Annotated in this window: 12 protein-coding genes and 1 pseudogene; 1 reads left to right on the forward strand and 12 read right to left on the reverse strand. The window is 37.9% G+C overall.

Annotated elements, in window-relative coordinates; translation table 11 throughout:
* Position 1 precedes the first annotated feature (1 nt).
* The 3 genes from LI951_RS03375 to LI951_RS03385 form a co-directional block, all read right to left on the reverse strand.
* A complete protein-coding gene (locus tag LI951_RS03375) occupies positions 2-1,114 on the reverse strand; it encodes a TIGR02678 family protein (RefSeq protein ID WP_229441259.1) in 1,113 nt (370 codons plus the stop codon).
* Positions 1,114-2,577, reverse strand: a complete 1,464-nt coding sequence (locus LI951_RS03380; protein ID WP_229441260.1) for a TIGR02677 family protein — start codon at positions 2,575-2,577, stop codon at positions 1,114-1,116. The genes LI951_RS03375 and LI951_RS03380 overlap by 1 nt, the downstream gene beginning before the upstream one ends.
* Positions 2,578-3,690: 1,113 nt before the next feature.
* A complete protein-coding gene (locus tag LI951_RS03385) occupies positions 3,691-3,942 on the reverse strand; it encodes a hypothetical protein (protein ID WP_202068164.1) in 252 nt (83 codons plus the stop codon).
* Positions 3,943-4,073: 131 nt separating this feature from the next.
* Between LI951_RS03385 and LI951_RS03390 the strand changes: the two genes are divergently transcribed.
* Complete coding sequence (locus LI951_RS03390; RefSeq protein ID WP_202068163.1) at positions 4,074-4,532, forward strand: hypothetical protein; 459 nt, start codon at positions 4,074-4,076, stop codon at positions 4,530-4,532.
* A gap of 69 nt (positions 4,533-4,601) precedes the next feature.
* Here the strand turns inward: LI951_RS03390 and LI951_RS03395 are convergent, their stop codons facing one another.
* The 9 genes and pseudogenes from LI951_RS03395 to LI951_RS03435 form a co-directional block, all read right to left on the reverse strand.
* Entirely contained in the window at positions 4,602-4,916 is a 315-nt protein-coding gene (locus LI951_RS03395; protein WP_202068162.1) for a Dabb family protein, read from the reverse strand.
* Between the two features lie 152 nt (positions 4,917-5,068).
* Positions 5,069-5,485: a very short patch repair endonuclease gene (locus LI951_RS03400; protein WP_229441261.1), complete on the reverse strand. Its 417-nt coding sequence runs from the start codon at positions 5,483-5,485 to the stop codon at positions 5,069-5,071.
* 75 nt (positions 5,486-5,560) lie between these two features.
* Positions 5,561-7,171, reverse strand: a complete 1,611-nt coding sequence (locus tag LI951_RS03405; RefSeq protein ID WP_229441262.1) for a hypothetical protein — start codon at positions 7,169-7,171, stop codon at positions 5,561-5,563.
* A gap of 121 nt (positions 7,172-7,292) precedes the next feature.
* Complete coding sequence (locus LI951_RS03410) at positions 7,293-8,504, reverse strand: DNA cytosine methyltransferase (protein WP_229441263.1); 1,212 nt, start codon at positions 8,502-8,504, stop codon at positions 7,293-7,295.
* 177 nt (positions 8,505-8,681) lie between these two features.
* Positions 8,682-9,175: pseudogene (locus tag LI951_RS03415) on the reverse strand (hypothetical protein).
* Positions 9,176-9,439: 264 nt separating this feature from the next.
* Positions 9,440-10,027, reverse strand: a complete 588-nt coding sequence (leuD, locus tag LI951_RS03420; protein ID WP_229441264.1) for a 3-isopropylmalate dehydratase small subunit — start codon at positions 10,025-10,027, stop codon at positions 9,440-9,442.
* Positions 10,027-11,403, reverse strand: a complete 1,377-nt coding sequence (leuC, locus tag LI951_RS03425; protein ID WP_229441265.1) for a 3-isopropylmalate dehydratase large subunit — start codon at positions 11,401-11,403, stop codon at positions 10,027-10,029. The genes leuD and leuC overlap by 1 nt, the downstream gene beginning before the upstream one ends.
* A 1-nt stretch (position 11,404) precedes the next feature.
* Positions 11,405-12,454 carry a 3-isopropylmalate dehydrogenase gene (gene leuB / locus LI951_RS03430; RefSeq protein ID WP_229441266.1) on the reverse strand — a complete coding sequence of 350 codons (1,050 nt, stop codon included), beginning with the start codon at positions 12,452-12,454 and terminating at the stop codon, positions 11,405-11,407.
* Entirely contained in the window at positions 12,454-13,977 is a 1,524-nt protein-coding gene (locus LI951_RS03435) for a 2-isopropylmalate synthase (protein ID WP_229441267.1), read from the reverse strand. The genes leuB and LI951_RS03435 overlap by 1 nt, the downstream gene beginning before the upstream one ends.
* Positions 13,978-14,787 lie beyond the last annotated feature (810 nt).

Below are 14,787 nucleotides of genomic sequence, written 5' to 3' on the forward strand. Positions count from 1 at the left end.
TTCAATTCTCCTCCATTACTGCTGCTATTCTTGAAAAGAGCGGTGTGATTACTACAGAATCATTTCGTTCAATGACATACTGCCATTCTTCAGCCCGTATCAGTAATTTTTCTGCAAGAAGCTCAAGAGACATTTCTTCAAATTCCTTTGACCAGTAATTCAAGTATTTTTTTCGCGACTCCTTGACCAGCTCCAGCCACTCTCCTCTAGATAGCCGTACCAGCCCATACTCATCAACAGACTTTTCTTTTTTCTGAAAAATTGTTGCCAACTGAATCAGCAGCTCATCAATCACTTTTCGACTGGGAAATACTTCTTCCATACCATCCCGCTGCTCTGTCGTGAACAAGGCCATATCCTTTGTCAGTTCAAATTGAAAAATAGTTTGCTGATCGGCAAAATCCATAAAATACTTTCTATAATTTCTTAAGCGAATAAAGAGCTCTTCATTTTCCTTCGTTCGCAAAATAACCGGCTCCATCATCAAGCGTTGATACAGCTCCTGATTTTTCTCGATTCCTTTTGACTGATTAACGTCTTTCCAAAAAGCAGAGAAGGTGTCATAGTCCCGATAAGAGGCTGGTGATTTGCCTAAAAAGTATCTACTTTGAGATGTCGTAATATACAACACTTCCCGGCTGTCAACATTTGTTTCAAACTCATCTGCAGTTCCTTGAATATCTTCGATTACTTTCAAATCCAATATCTTTTTTAATACTCTAACCAAGCTTTTCCGATGCTGATAGTTAGTCCAATCAACGAATAAGTTCTCCGGCAGCAAATGGTCGATTTCCTGTATCAATTCATTCAACATAAAAGGTGTTCCCGGCTCACGCTCTTCTATATATCCCATAGCACAAGCAAAAAGAACATAGTCCATTTTATCAGTAAATTCACTAAGCCCCATCCATGAAGCCAGCGTGTGCGGCCGTCTCAATAATTGGATAAACTGAGGGCGAACAACAAGATATAATCCGAACCGCTGCCAGATTTCCTTTTCAAGTGCTTTTTGATGACGCTTGAGAAAAATATACTCTGCCGGCATATCTTTTTTAATGATCCAAAAATTTTCAAAAAGCAGACGTAATCCACGGGTGTATTCTGCTGGCTCCATTACTGTCCCTCCTTTTCAATAATGACTTCCGGCATTTCCAGGACGCCATCTTCAGAGGATATCTTAATTCGTCGGTCATTATGAATTGTTATTTTTACCGGAAAGCCCAGTTCTGTATTAACAAGGTGCTGGGAATCCCCTATTGACTGACTAATCCACTTTAAAAAAATTTTTCGTGAGTCTTTATCTAAATCAGTTAGTTCTGAGAAAATAATTTTTCCGTTTTTAAAATATTTGCTTACACGTTGTTCTTTCTTTTTTTCAACAGTCAAATAATTTTCAAGCTGTTTTTCCTGCTCTTTATTTTTTAATTTAAACGACCGTGCTTTTCTTTCACCACCGCCTCCTCTTCCACGCTTTCCAAGAACTAATTCAGCTGGTGAAAGCTGCCAGCTGTCATCCTTGCTGCCTGTAGCTTCACTTGGTTCCGGCACAAAAATATGTCGTGTATGGCTTAAACCAAAAATTGCCGCAAACATTTGATGCCCCTCATCTAACGTTTCCGCTGCTGCGAACCAGTTTGCCAACTGCAGATAATCTTTTTTTCTACTGCGATACTGCTTCAGCTCCTGACCAAAATAATGGATCAGTCCCGTCATTTTGGCAATCATCTGCTCTGTCTGACGCATTAAAGAATTATATTCACTTTCACGCTCCTTTGTTCCGGAAAACCAGGTAGTTAACGCAAATAATTCACCATTAAAGCGTTCAGCAATTTCTTCAGCATCGATCGCTTCAAGATGAGGGGTCCGTTTTTCTTTTTCATAAAGACTTAAGCGGATATCCGCTTGAAGTTCCGGTGCTATCGCTTCAATTGAATGTCTTAATTTGTAGTACAGCTCCTGGAGTTTAATAATAAATTCTCTGAGATAGTTGATAAACTGGTCTTTATACAGCAAAAAACTTTCTGTTTTTATCTGACTGTCAATCTCGTTACTGTTAATGTAACCGATGTAATCAGACGTATCTTTCTGAATTTTCATAAAGATTTCCCGAACCTTCTCCCATGTTCTGGCAAGTTCCAACCCGTCTCCTTCAGAGATATTCTTCAATTCTGTTAAAGCATCCAATAACTGCACAAATCTATTTTTATCCAGCTCTCCCCGCGTACTTTCTTTCAGTTTACTTACCTTTACCAAAAGCTCTTCAAAGAGAATTCCTGTTTCTGAAATTTGGTAACGAAAGTGCTTATTGCGATATTCCTCAATTGATTTCGGTCGAATCAATTCCTGTCTCTTCGTGATGTTTCCCCAGTCAACCAGATTTTGAAGATCCTGATCTATTTCCTGACTTGAATAAGATAAATCATACTCATTTTGCATCATTTTCAGAATATCCAGCCGATATAATAAACCATTCATCTGCAAATGTCGTTGATAGAAAAAGCTCATAATCTTTCGATATCTGTCCACATTGTCTACAGTCAAATAATTAGCTGCAGAAATTTTTTCATTAGCTGACATTTACGTTCCTCCATTTTTATTCCATCTACTCACAGTATAACAAAATTGTCTTTCTTATGATCACTTTTTCTTACTAAAAAACAAAAAGACAGCATTTTATTTTTAAAGATTGATCCCTCTACAGTCCGTATCAACTCTTAGTTTATCTTTATCTTATTATTTGTGACGTATTTCACTATAAAACATATCTTTCTATGATTATTATAAAGAATCTGAAAAAATACAAATGAAACCAACAAAGAGAATCAGGGCATGTCTGAAAAAGCAGCTGCTTTTAACCCCCACTAATCCAAGAGAGCTTATAGAAATTTCTCCTGTCTCATTCAATTTTTCCGTTGAAAATCGAAGGCCTTATTAATGAATAAATTTTCTTTTGTTATTTTTTCTTTATAATATAAAAGGACCGAAACTCCGTTGTTATTTAATTTTTGTTCGCCTTGCAACCGCCGATTCTTTCACCTATACTAAAGATGCAGGATAGAAATTAATAACAATTAAATATAGAAAATTGGCACTTCTTGATTCGGCGCCAACCGGATTAATGAAGCCTTGTAGAAACAGCTGTAACTGTCCATGCAAGTCGCCAATAGTCCAAATAATTCTTATTTTCCTTAGTATGCTTGGAATTCTCCCATCCTTAGAATTCACGGCTCTCCTATTCCCATACTAAAGCAGAATCAGGTTTATTTGCAGACTGTTGAAGACGGTATCAGGACATTCCTGTTATCGTCTTTTTTTCTATCCTGTTGATTTAATATCCAGAACTATGAAAAATAAAAAAGGGCACTTCGTCATCCGGCGCCAACCGAACAACAAAGCCCTGAATAAATGGCTGTAACCATCTAAACAAGTTGCCCTTTGCCAATGCAAAGCATCAGCTCTTTTATTGTACCGAACTTTTCAAAAGATTTCTACACGATGATACATTTTTCTGCCAGAATCTGACAAAATTGTCGAATTTCTAAAATAAAACGTAAAATCTATCTCATCATATAAAAAGAAGAAAGGAAAATCAAAATGAAAAATCAGCCCTACTGTATCAAAGCAATCCCCTATCATGATCTCCTTGCCCTGCAGGAAACAATGGAAAGATTAACTTCCTGGCAGGAACCCTTAACTGTTCTCGAACAGTTTTTCTCCGACCAAAGCAGTCCAGTAAATAAACGAAAAATTATCCAGGAGTACCACGCCTGCGCTCAGCTTTTTCAAATTTTTCATGCTGATTACAAGCAGCATATCAAACAAGAAAATGAACAGCTCAGACAAATGATTGCAGGTAAGAAGCTCAACAAATGACTGAATACGGCAAACACTAAACACTTTCTGCATTTGATCAGCTTCAGCGTTTAGCTCTACTCCATTCATTTATCTGACAGCTCCAAAAAATGCTCATATTTGCAATCATTCATTTATCATACAAAAAAATGAGTTGCTTCTCCTACTTTCCCAAGGGTATACTATCCAGGAAACAAATAATATGAAAAGTTGGTATGGATATGGATAAATTATACTGTGAGGCTTGCGGCAGCAATGAGCTGACAAAAAAAGGTGATTCCTTCGTTTGCAATTATTGCAACACCTCTTATTTAATAAAAGATAGGACGAAACATACAGCATTTGCAAATGAACCTACATCCAGAACTGTAGAGACACCTATTAATAAAACAGAACGACATGAAGCTCCAGCACCTCAAATATATGTTCCATTTCAAAAGAAAGTTCTAAGCCTCGGACTAATGCTGGCTGGATTGCTTTTTCTGATTCTTACTGTTGTGTTTTCTCAAATGGATAACAAGGTAGGCGTCGGGCTCTTTAGCTGGTGGTCCGTTCTCTTGCTGAATATCAGCTATACAATGCTTTATGGAAAGAAAGTTTTTTTAACAAAGAAACTGAATGGCTGGCAGTTGACTGTGATTACGATAGTTATTTTCTTATCAGTAATGAGATTGGTCTAGAGAACTTACAAGATAAAAAAGATAACTATTATTATTTGAGTGTGGGACAATAGTCAGAAAAAAATCTGATTATTGTCCCACACTCTTTTGTTTGAAATCAACACAAACTCGATTCGCTGTTACCGATTTTATAAAACCGCCTACGCGAATATGTTCCGGATGCGTCTGATATGCTTTTAACGCTTCCTCGTCCTCATGCAAGCTGCACAAAACGACATCATGTGTACTTGTATCCAACAGCTCAGTAATGACCTCCAATGAAACAATTCCTGGAATAACACTTTTCAATGCTTCCAGCTCTTCTTTTATCTTCTGTCCAAGGCTTGTCTTCTCCTCATCGGTAAAATTATCCTTAAAATGCCACGCGACAATATGTCTGATCATAAACTTGTTCCTCCTTGATTTTTAGTTCTGTTGATTTTTCTCTCTTGATTCCTTTTTGTATCTTACTTCATCAAAATTCCTGTTCAGAAAATACCTGTATTAATTATTTTTTCCCATTTAATCTTAAATAGAATTATGTATTACCTATGCATCTATTTTTGAGTAATTTCAGCTTTGATTTTTTCGATACATCCATCTAAATCTTTCCAAACATCATGCTTTTCCCAAAATCGTATTACTGTCCATCCTAAGCTTTTTAATTCTTGATTTACTTTTTTATCTCGTTCAATATTTTTTTCAATTTTAGGAATCCAATACTCCCGATTGGTGTGTATTCTTTTTATTTTTTGATTTTCCCAGTCATAACCATGCCAGAATTCCCCATCAACAAATATAGCAATTTTATGTTTTGTAATAGCAATATCTGGCTTTCCAGGTAATTTTTTATAATTCCTAAAATACCTAATCCCTTCATGCCATAAGCTTTTTGCCAAAAGAGTCTCTGCCTTACCTCCAGTAGATCTAATTCTAGACATCATTTGTGATCTATACTTTTTAGTTTCGATCATAATAATCCACCTTCATTTTTTTATTTCCAACAATTATTTTTCTATATTAAAAAATAGAGAATAAATCTTTGTAATTTAACTCTTCTTTTTTCGACTTACCCAGCCAATAGCATCTTCAGGGGGATTTTCAACATCAATCCATATAAACTCTAATCCAATTTTTTTATCATTATCATCATACTTGATTAAGCGAATAGCATTTATTCCCAACTCATCCAGTCTTTGCCCTGTTAATGGTTCATATTCTTTTAATTGAAATACTCCTCGTAAAATCCATTCTCCTAAAATATCTTGTTGGCCTATTGACTGAATACTTTTACCATTATCTTGATTGATGTATGCAACAATCCTATTTTCACTTGGTAAAAATTCTAAGTCAAATATTCGTTCATTTTTGTTTAACGCAAGCTTACTAGAATTACTCTTGAAGGTTCCTATACTTTTACCAAAAAAATCTGGATGAGAGTTATGAAATTTTCTAGAATCAGGAATTGGGATATACATCTCACTTACTGGTCGATATACCATAGCAAAAACTGCTTGTTTAATTTCTTCATTTTTCAATGAAGTGACTCTATCACGCAACTTATCTCTAATACGTTTCATCTCTCTTTTATCGTCCTTTGCAGGATATTCTTTTAGCAATATAGTTTGTAATTTAGAAATAATAAATCCCATATCTGATCTTGACAATTCATTTTCATATTTTTTCTTAAAAGAGGATATGCGTTTTTTACGATAATTATCTGTTTTGGGTAGTTTTGAAGCTCCATCAAAACCGTTATATCCAGAGTTTTCTTCTACCTCGCCGTTCTCATTTGCAATCATCCAAGAAACAGTTTCTCCAATTTTCTTTTCATTTGGTATTTCCAAAGTCTGCTTATGCAGGTTTTCAAAGAAAGAAAATGCATCTTCTACATAGTTAACACTCCAAGTATCAACAATAATTTCTCTATTTTGAAAGTTCATAAATAATTGTGAGTCAGCATCAGCATATTTATAAACATTCTGTCCATCAGTAAATTTAAAATTAACTGGATTTCTTAAAGTAGTTGACCCAAGAATTTTAATAGCATTGATATCAATTGGCAGATAGTCAGTTTCTCCAACGTGTATCTCTGCTATTTCCCCCTTTTTTGAAGGCATAAGAACATGGTAGATTGATTTAATATATACCTCATCAGAGGTATCAAATCCCTTTATAAGCTCCTTTGAAGAAGCAATTCGTTCATTGCGCAACTTGGCAATTTTCAATGCAACTTCTTTATACAACGGTTCATTTTCTTTATCAGCTAATTTCTTATCACTTAACCTTTCAGCATTACTTTTAGCTTTTGCTAAAATAATGCTCCAGCCTTCTGAAACACTGCTTGCTTTAAATTGAGCGATTTTTTGTTCTCCAGAATGTATGCCAAACGATTTAATTCCAACTAAATATTTATGATTTTCATCAATTTTTAAAGAAACGTCATAACTTGTATTTGCTATATCTTCCCCTATTGCTCCAAAAGATCGTTGAAAAGCTGTTTCTTGAAACTTTGAATTTACAATTGGAGCAACTGATTCATCTATTTTAGTATCAACATCTCCTTCAGCTTTTTGTGAAAATGCTTCACTTAAGCTAGCAAAATTTGTAATAAGATCTTTATACTTTTCTTTTTTTGTTTTATTTAATTCAAACCACATACTATAATTCACCTGCTCTTATTTTTTTCTATATTCCTAGTATAGCAAAAAAAAACTAGCCTATCATAGTTAAGCTAGTTTTAAATCAATAAAATTCTTATTTTTCTAGAAATAATATTACTTATTCATAGTTGTAAAAATCCATATATCTATTTTTTTGTACATTACGAATATAATCTTCGTGACTCATAAACTGAATTCCATATTCCTTCTCAAACTTCTCTAATTCATCTGTAGTATTCACATTTTGAACAAGTTCAGATTGTCCACTGAATCGGCCATGCATAATAGTATGCATAACAGAAAATTTTCCTTGCGCTATATCAATACGTGTATTAGTTGCTTTTCTCAAAGCTTCATCTATTTTTTCAGCAATTCGTTCTATTACAGGAACTACAACACTATTACCAGCCTGCTTATATAATTGTCCATTAGATATTTCAGGTAATCTAAAGTTTGCTGGAAAACCTTGCACATTAAATGTTTCTTTGGGTGTTAGTTTTCGTATCTGACCATCATTTGTTAAAATTAAAGGAACATTATGTCCCCCAGTCCCCATATTAGCAGTTAATGTTGGAACAACTCCAGATTTATTTTCACGAACATATTGTCTTCTCCATTGATAAATTGTATCTTGTGAGATGATGTTAGATTGGAGTTTATCCCAAAAAGGGGTTTTTTCTTCATTATAGTAATAACGTTCATCTACAATTAACCCAAAATTAATAACTGTTTCCAAACTATTAGTTAGATCAATTTTATCAGGAAAATAAAAAGCATCATATGCTTCCTTTGATTGAAATCCCACAATATATATACGCTCTCTATTTTGAGGAACATTTCCATAATCTTTCCCATTCAAAACTTTCCATTTAATAAAATAATTACTCATAACTAAAGCTTCGCGAATAACTTTAAACGTATTTCCTTGGTCATGAGTCACCATATTTTTTACATTCTCAATAAAGATAGCCTTAGGTTTTTTTGCATTAATAACTTTGAGCAACTCAAAAAACAAATCTCCACGCTCATCTTCAAAACCTTTTCGATACCCTGCTATTGAAAAAGCTTGACAAGGAAAGCCTCCTACAATCAAATTTGCATCTGGAACTTCAGATAATTTTTTTGTTACATCATGAATATCTCGTTCATCAAGCGGCGTATCAGGATGGTTTTCTCGATAAGTAATACCTGCATTCTTATCAAATTCATTTGCATATACCACTCTGAACTTGCCAGTATTTTTGAAACCCAGCTCAATTCCTCCTACACCAGAGAAAAACGCAGCAATAGTTTGCTTGTTTTCAATTGAAGAACTTACAGATTTTGTCATGCAACACACTCTTTTCTATTTTCTATTTTCTAGCTACATTATTATAGCACACCTGTTCGTATTTAGCAGCTCTAATGTTTAAGTAAAAAAATCTTATTACAATTAACCAACTCTAAAACAAACACTTAATTGACAAGCTCCTCTTCAAAAACAGCTTTTACCCATAGTGCTAGTTAATTAAGCACTTAATTTCTCAAGTCCAATTGAAAATTTTAATGTTTCACTATCTTCTTTATGTGCTTCAGCCAACAAAAGATTATAAAGCAGAACCGTTAGTTGTACTCTTGTCATAATACGTTGAATACAATGTGCGTGAATCCCCTCTATTCCAAGGATTTCTAAAGAAGAAAAGACGGTTTCAATTGCTTTTCTTTGTTTTTTGAAGGGAGAATAATCTATTTTATTCGCTTCTTTCATAGATTTTCTAGGAATCGCAAGCAAGGTAATCCCTTGTTTAGATAGACGATTTGCTCGTTTCCATAAATAGAGCAAGCTAAACGATAAATGCCAATGAGCGTTGTACATGAATGAAGAACGCCAAAAAGATAACAAGTTAGAATAACGACATCCGATTGTTTCGCTAAATGTTTGTTTTTTCGGTTTTTGACTGTATCAGGAGTATATTCTTTATACAACCGTGATACTCGAAGCAGTAAATTTTCGAAAGTTATAAATGAGAGTTGGAAGGTTCTTGCATACTTTCTTACCTTGTTTCTTAGCCGATTTGAGGCTAGTGTAGCAAGAACTTTCTTTTTTTGCATGTTTAAACTATTTTAATTAGCACTATGGGTAGCTTTTATATAATAAGATACTTATTATCTGCAAACAATTTTTTTTAAATTTGTTTGCAGATAAACTGAAAATATACATAACAAAAAAGATTTTCAAAAAAACAGACCATAACTCAGTTATGAATCTGTTTCTTTGGATGCTCCTTACCCCCAATACCCCTCTATCCCCTTCTCATACTCTTCTATCTCTTTTTCATGTCCCAAGGTAATGGCTATGTCGTCCAGTCCGTTGACCAGTTTATGTTTCCATGTGCTGTCAATGTCGAAGCTGTAGGCTTCGTCATTGGCAATGACCTGCTGGTTGGGCAGATCAACGGTGATGCTGGTATCTGCCGGCAGCGCCGCCAGCTTTTGGCGTGCTTCCAGCGGCAGTACGATCGGCAGCAGGCCGTTCTTTGTTGCGTTCATGTAGAAGATATCACTGAAGCTGCCGGCGATGATTGCCCGGAAGCCGTAGTCTGCCAGTGCCCACGCCGCATGTTCTCTAGATGAGCCTGAACCGAAGTTGTCTCCGGAGATCAGGAACTCTGCTCCCTCGTATTGAGGCTCATTCAGAATGAAGTCAGGGTTTGGCGTGCGGTCAGGCAGATAGCGCCATTCGTCAAACAGGAATTCACCAAAGCCTGTTTTTTCAATTCGTTTCAGAAATGATTTTGGAATGATCTGATCGGTATCAATATTGTCATTCATCAATGGTACGGTTGTTCCTGTATGCTGTGTAAATGCCTCCATTATGCACCCAGCTCCTCTCTGATATCAATAAATGTACCGTTTAGGGCAGCGGCAGCAGCCATTGCCGGACTGCAAAGATGCGTTCTTGCGCCCTTCCCCTGACGTCCTTCAAAGTTTCGGTTGGACGTTGACGCACAGTGAACGCCTGCCGGTACCTGGTCAGGATTCATACCCAGACACATAGAGCAGCCCGGCTCCCGCCATTCAAATCCAGCCTCTTTAAAGACTTTATCTAGTCCGATTTTTTCTGCTGCTTTCCGTACCGGTCTTGAGCCTGGAACGACGATAGCTGTTATACCGTCTTTTATTTTCTTCCCGCGAACAACATTTGCCGCTTCTTCAAGGTCTGACAGGCGGCCGTTGGTACATGACCCAATAAAGACGTAGCCCACTTCAATATCAGATGGGCGTTGTCCCGGCTGCAAATCCATATAGTTGTAGGCACGTTCATCGTTCATGTCTTTGATTTCAGGGAAAGTACCGGTTACCGGAATCCCCATTTCAGGATTGGTTCCCCACGTGACAAAAGGAACCAGCTCGCCTGCGTTCAGCTCTAGATTGGCATCATAAACCGCATCTGGATCGCTTGGCAGTGTTTTCCAGTCAGCAATTGCCGATTCCATATCCTTTGGCGCGTATTCTCTTCCGTGAACATATTCATATGTCTTTTCATCCGGCGCCATCATGCCCATTTTTGCTCCGCCTTCGATTGCCATGTTGCAGATTGTCATGCGCTCTTCCATGGTTAGACTTTCAATTGTATCTCCGTAAAATTCTACAGCATGACCGACACCAAAGTCCACACCGTATTTTGCGATCAGTGCCAGAATAATATCTTTTGCATACACGCCTTTTTCCAGCTTCCCGCTGATTTTTACACCCATGCTTTTCGGTTTTCTTTGCCAGATTGATTGTGTAGCAAACACATGCTCCACTTCACTGGTTCCAATCCCAAAGGCCAGTGCACCAAATGCTCCGTGCGTCGCTGTATGAGAATCTCCGCAGACAATAATTTTGCCCGGCTGAGTCAAGCCTGTTTCCGGTCCGACCATATGAACGATTCCCTGACGATCACTCCCATTATCACAAAGTGTAACGCCAAATTCCTCACAGTTTTTCTTCAACGCTTCAATCTGTTTTTTAGCAACCAGATCAGTAATATTAAAAATATCCTTCGTCGGTACATTATGATCCATCGTACCAAATGTTTTTTCCGGACGACGCACTTTGCGTCCAGCTTCTCTCAAGCCTTCAAACGCCTGAGGAGATGTTACTTCATGAATCAAATGCAGATCCACATACAACAGCTGAGGCTCCCCGTCATTTCCAGTTACCACATGGCGTTCCCAAAGCTTATCAAACAATGTTTTACCCATCTTATTCGCCTCTCTTCAATTCATTAATTACTGCATCTGTAAATTCCTGCGTCCCGGCGCTGCCGCCCAAGTCCCGTGTCAAAACGCCTGCATTCATTACCTTGTCGCAGGCTGCTTCTATTTTCTTCGCTGTATCCTCCATACCAAATGATTGTCGAAACATCATAGCAGCCGACAAAATCATTGACATCGGATTCGCAATATTCTGCCCAGCAATATCCGGTGCCGAGCCGTGGATCGGTTCATAAAGAGACGGCCCGCTTTCACTATGGCTGGCACTTGGCATCATGCCCAGAGAACCAGGAATTACGGAAGCTTCATCGCTTAGGATATCGCCAAACAGATTTTCTGTAACAAGTACGTCAAAGTCCTTGGGTTTAGTAATCATCACCATCGCCGCTGAGTCCACCAGCTGATGTTCCAATGTACAATCCGGAAATTCCTTTGCCACTTCTTCAGCCGTTTTGCGCCAAAGCTTGCTTGTTGCCAGCACATTGGCTTTGTCCACTGAGGTTACTTTCTTATTTCGCGTTCGAGCGATTTCAAATGCTTTGCGAATGATTCGTTGCATTTCCTTTTTCGTATAGATACACAGATCAGAGGCCTGATCTTCTTCAAGTTTCTTTTCTCCAAAATAGATTCCTCCTGTCAGCTCACGGACAACAATGAAGTCAACCCCTTTAACATTTTCCTCTTTCAATGGAGATAAGTGAACGACTGCATCAGGCACGCTGATCGGTCGAATATTAGCGAACAGTCCCAACGCTTTACGAAGACCCAACAGTCCCTGTTCTGGACGCTTAGGGGCATTATCCCATTTCGGTCCGCCAATTGCTCCAAGTAAAATAGCATCGGCCCCTTCACAGGCAATCAGCGTTTCTTCCGGCAACGGATCACCTTCTTTATCAATTCCGGCTCCACCAAATGGAAATTCCTGAATATCGAAAGCCAGTTCATCCTGAATCATTACCTCTGATAAAATTTTCAGTGCGCTGTCCATAATTTCTTTTCCGATACCGTCACCCGGCAATGCAATGATTTTTTTCGTCATTATCTCTGCTCCATTTCTTTTTTGAATCGTTCACTTGCCTGTACATAGGCTTTTGCGGATGCTTGAAGAACATCAAAGTCTATCCCTGTTCCGTTAAACTGTCGTTTGCTTTCTGTATCCTGAACAGTCACATACACCTCAGCCTGTGCATCTTCTCCGCCGGTAATGGCTTTGATGGAATACTGCTTTAATTCCGGCGTCTGCTCCATAATTTTGTCAATGGAGTTGTAAATTGCCTGAATACTTCCAGAGCCGATTGCTGATTCTGTTTTTGTGTCGCCTTCATTATTTTTCATGGAGACGATCGCTCCCTGACTACCGTCAGAAACATATTGCAGCTGGACACGCTCTAGATGACAAACCTCTTCTGTTTCTTGTGTCTGCCCGATCATCAATGCAATCAAATCTTCATCCGTCACCTGCTTTTTCTTGTCAGCCAAAGCTTTGAAACGTTTAAAAGCAGTCTTCAATTCCTCTTCTTCCAGCTGATAGCCCAGCTCTTGCATTTTAGTGGAGAAGGCATGACGACCAGACAGCTTGCCTAGAGGAAGAGAGTTATTGGTTACACCGACCAGTGATGGTGTAATAATTTCATACGTATCCGGATTTTTCAGTACACCGTCCTGATGAATTCCTGACTCGTGAGCATAGGCATTCGCTCCAATAATGGCTTTATTTCTTGGCACTGCCACCCCTGACAGTCGACTAACCAAATCACTGGTCCGTTTGGTTTCATTTAACACAATATTGCTTCCTGCCTGATAAAAGTCTTTGCGGATGTAAAGAGCCAGTGCCACCTCTTCCAGCGCTGTATTTCCTGCCCTCTCTCCGATTCCATTTACAGTTCCTTCAACTCTCAGTGCTCCGTTTTCAATCGCTGCCAGCGCATTGGCTGTTGCCATTCCCAAGTCGTCATGACAATGAGAAGAAAAAATGATTTCCTGATCGCTTTGAATATTTTCAATCAAAAATTTGAACAATGCTCCATACTCAGTCGGGTTTGAATAGCCCACGGTATCTGGTATATTAATGATCGTTGCCCCTGCATCAATCGCTGTTTGAACAGCTTTCAACAGAAATGGTTTTTCCGTCCGTGAAGCATCCTCCGGAGAGAACTGTACTTTTTCAAATTTTGATCTGGCATAGGCAACATGCTCTTTGATGGATGCAATCACTTCCTCCGGCGTCATTTTCAGCTTGTATTCCATGTGCACCGGACTGGTTGCCAGAAATACATGTATTTGTGGATGAACAGCATTTTTCAACGCTTCATGTGCCCGATCAATATCTTTTTTCTGACAGCGTGCCAATCCTGCAACCGTCATTCGGGTTGCTGCCTGAGCAATAGCCTGAACTGCTTCAAAGTCTCCAACTGATGCAATTGGAAAACCGGCTTCAATGGTATCTATCCCCCATTTTTCCAATTGTCTGGCGATTTGCACCTTTTCTTTTGTATTGAAATTTACACCCGGCGTCTGTTCTCCGTCCCTCAGTGTTGTATCAAAAAACTGAATGTTTCTCATTATTCTTACTCCCTTCATTTTTTATTCGTTTGAGTATTCAGAAAATTATGACTATTATCCATACGTTGTTGTCTCGTCACTCTATATTCTCAGTTCACTTCCTTTTATACAGCATTTTCAGTAAATCATTTTCTTCATTTAGAGACTTCTCAGTATTTTCTTCATCTGCCAATAAAAAAAGCATCCCATGTCTGGGATGCGTATCATCCCGTTCATGCAAATGCGAAACAGGACTCTTCCATTCTGATCAAAAATCGTTGCAATCAGATAGCGGAGTCCTCAGCTAATAATAATAAAAAGGTTTGTTTGTATGTGGTTTTCTTCATTACAATCAACATCCTTTATTTACTGAATTTTCTGTCAATTAAACCTTATAAAAAATAGCTTACAGAATTTTCCCATCAATGTCAACTATTATTTGAAAAAAAGATAATCAGAATTACTTTTCACTCTCACCATTCAAAAAATAAATCCTATCCTTTGCCTGCTTTTCAAGCTGTTCCTCATTTAGTCTTCTATCTGTTAGGATATCTATTTATCCATCCTTCCTCGTCAGCTTCAAATTAGATATGGAACGGTAGTACTCAATTTTTCACAATGGTACATTTTTTCGAGTCATCATCTTCATATTTTCGATTAGCCAAAAAGCCTCTGGATAACTCTGCTGGCAAAGGAAGAAAATATATAGGCTCATTGTCAACTAGTGTTGGTGAAAGAAATACAAGAGAATAAAGCCAAGCAGTTAGGTGGGCACCTACCTAGCTGCTTGTTTTTCATGCATTGATTCTGTTAATGAGGGTTCTTTTTAAC

It is taken from the genome of Enterococcus sp. BWT-B8 (genome assembly GCF_020567625.1).
In the GTDB taxonomy this organism is placed as follows: domain Bacteria; phylum Bacillota; class Bacilli; order Lactobacillales; family Enterococcaceae; genus Enterococcus_L.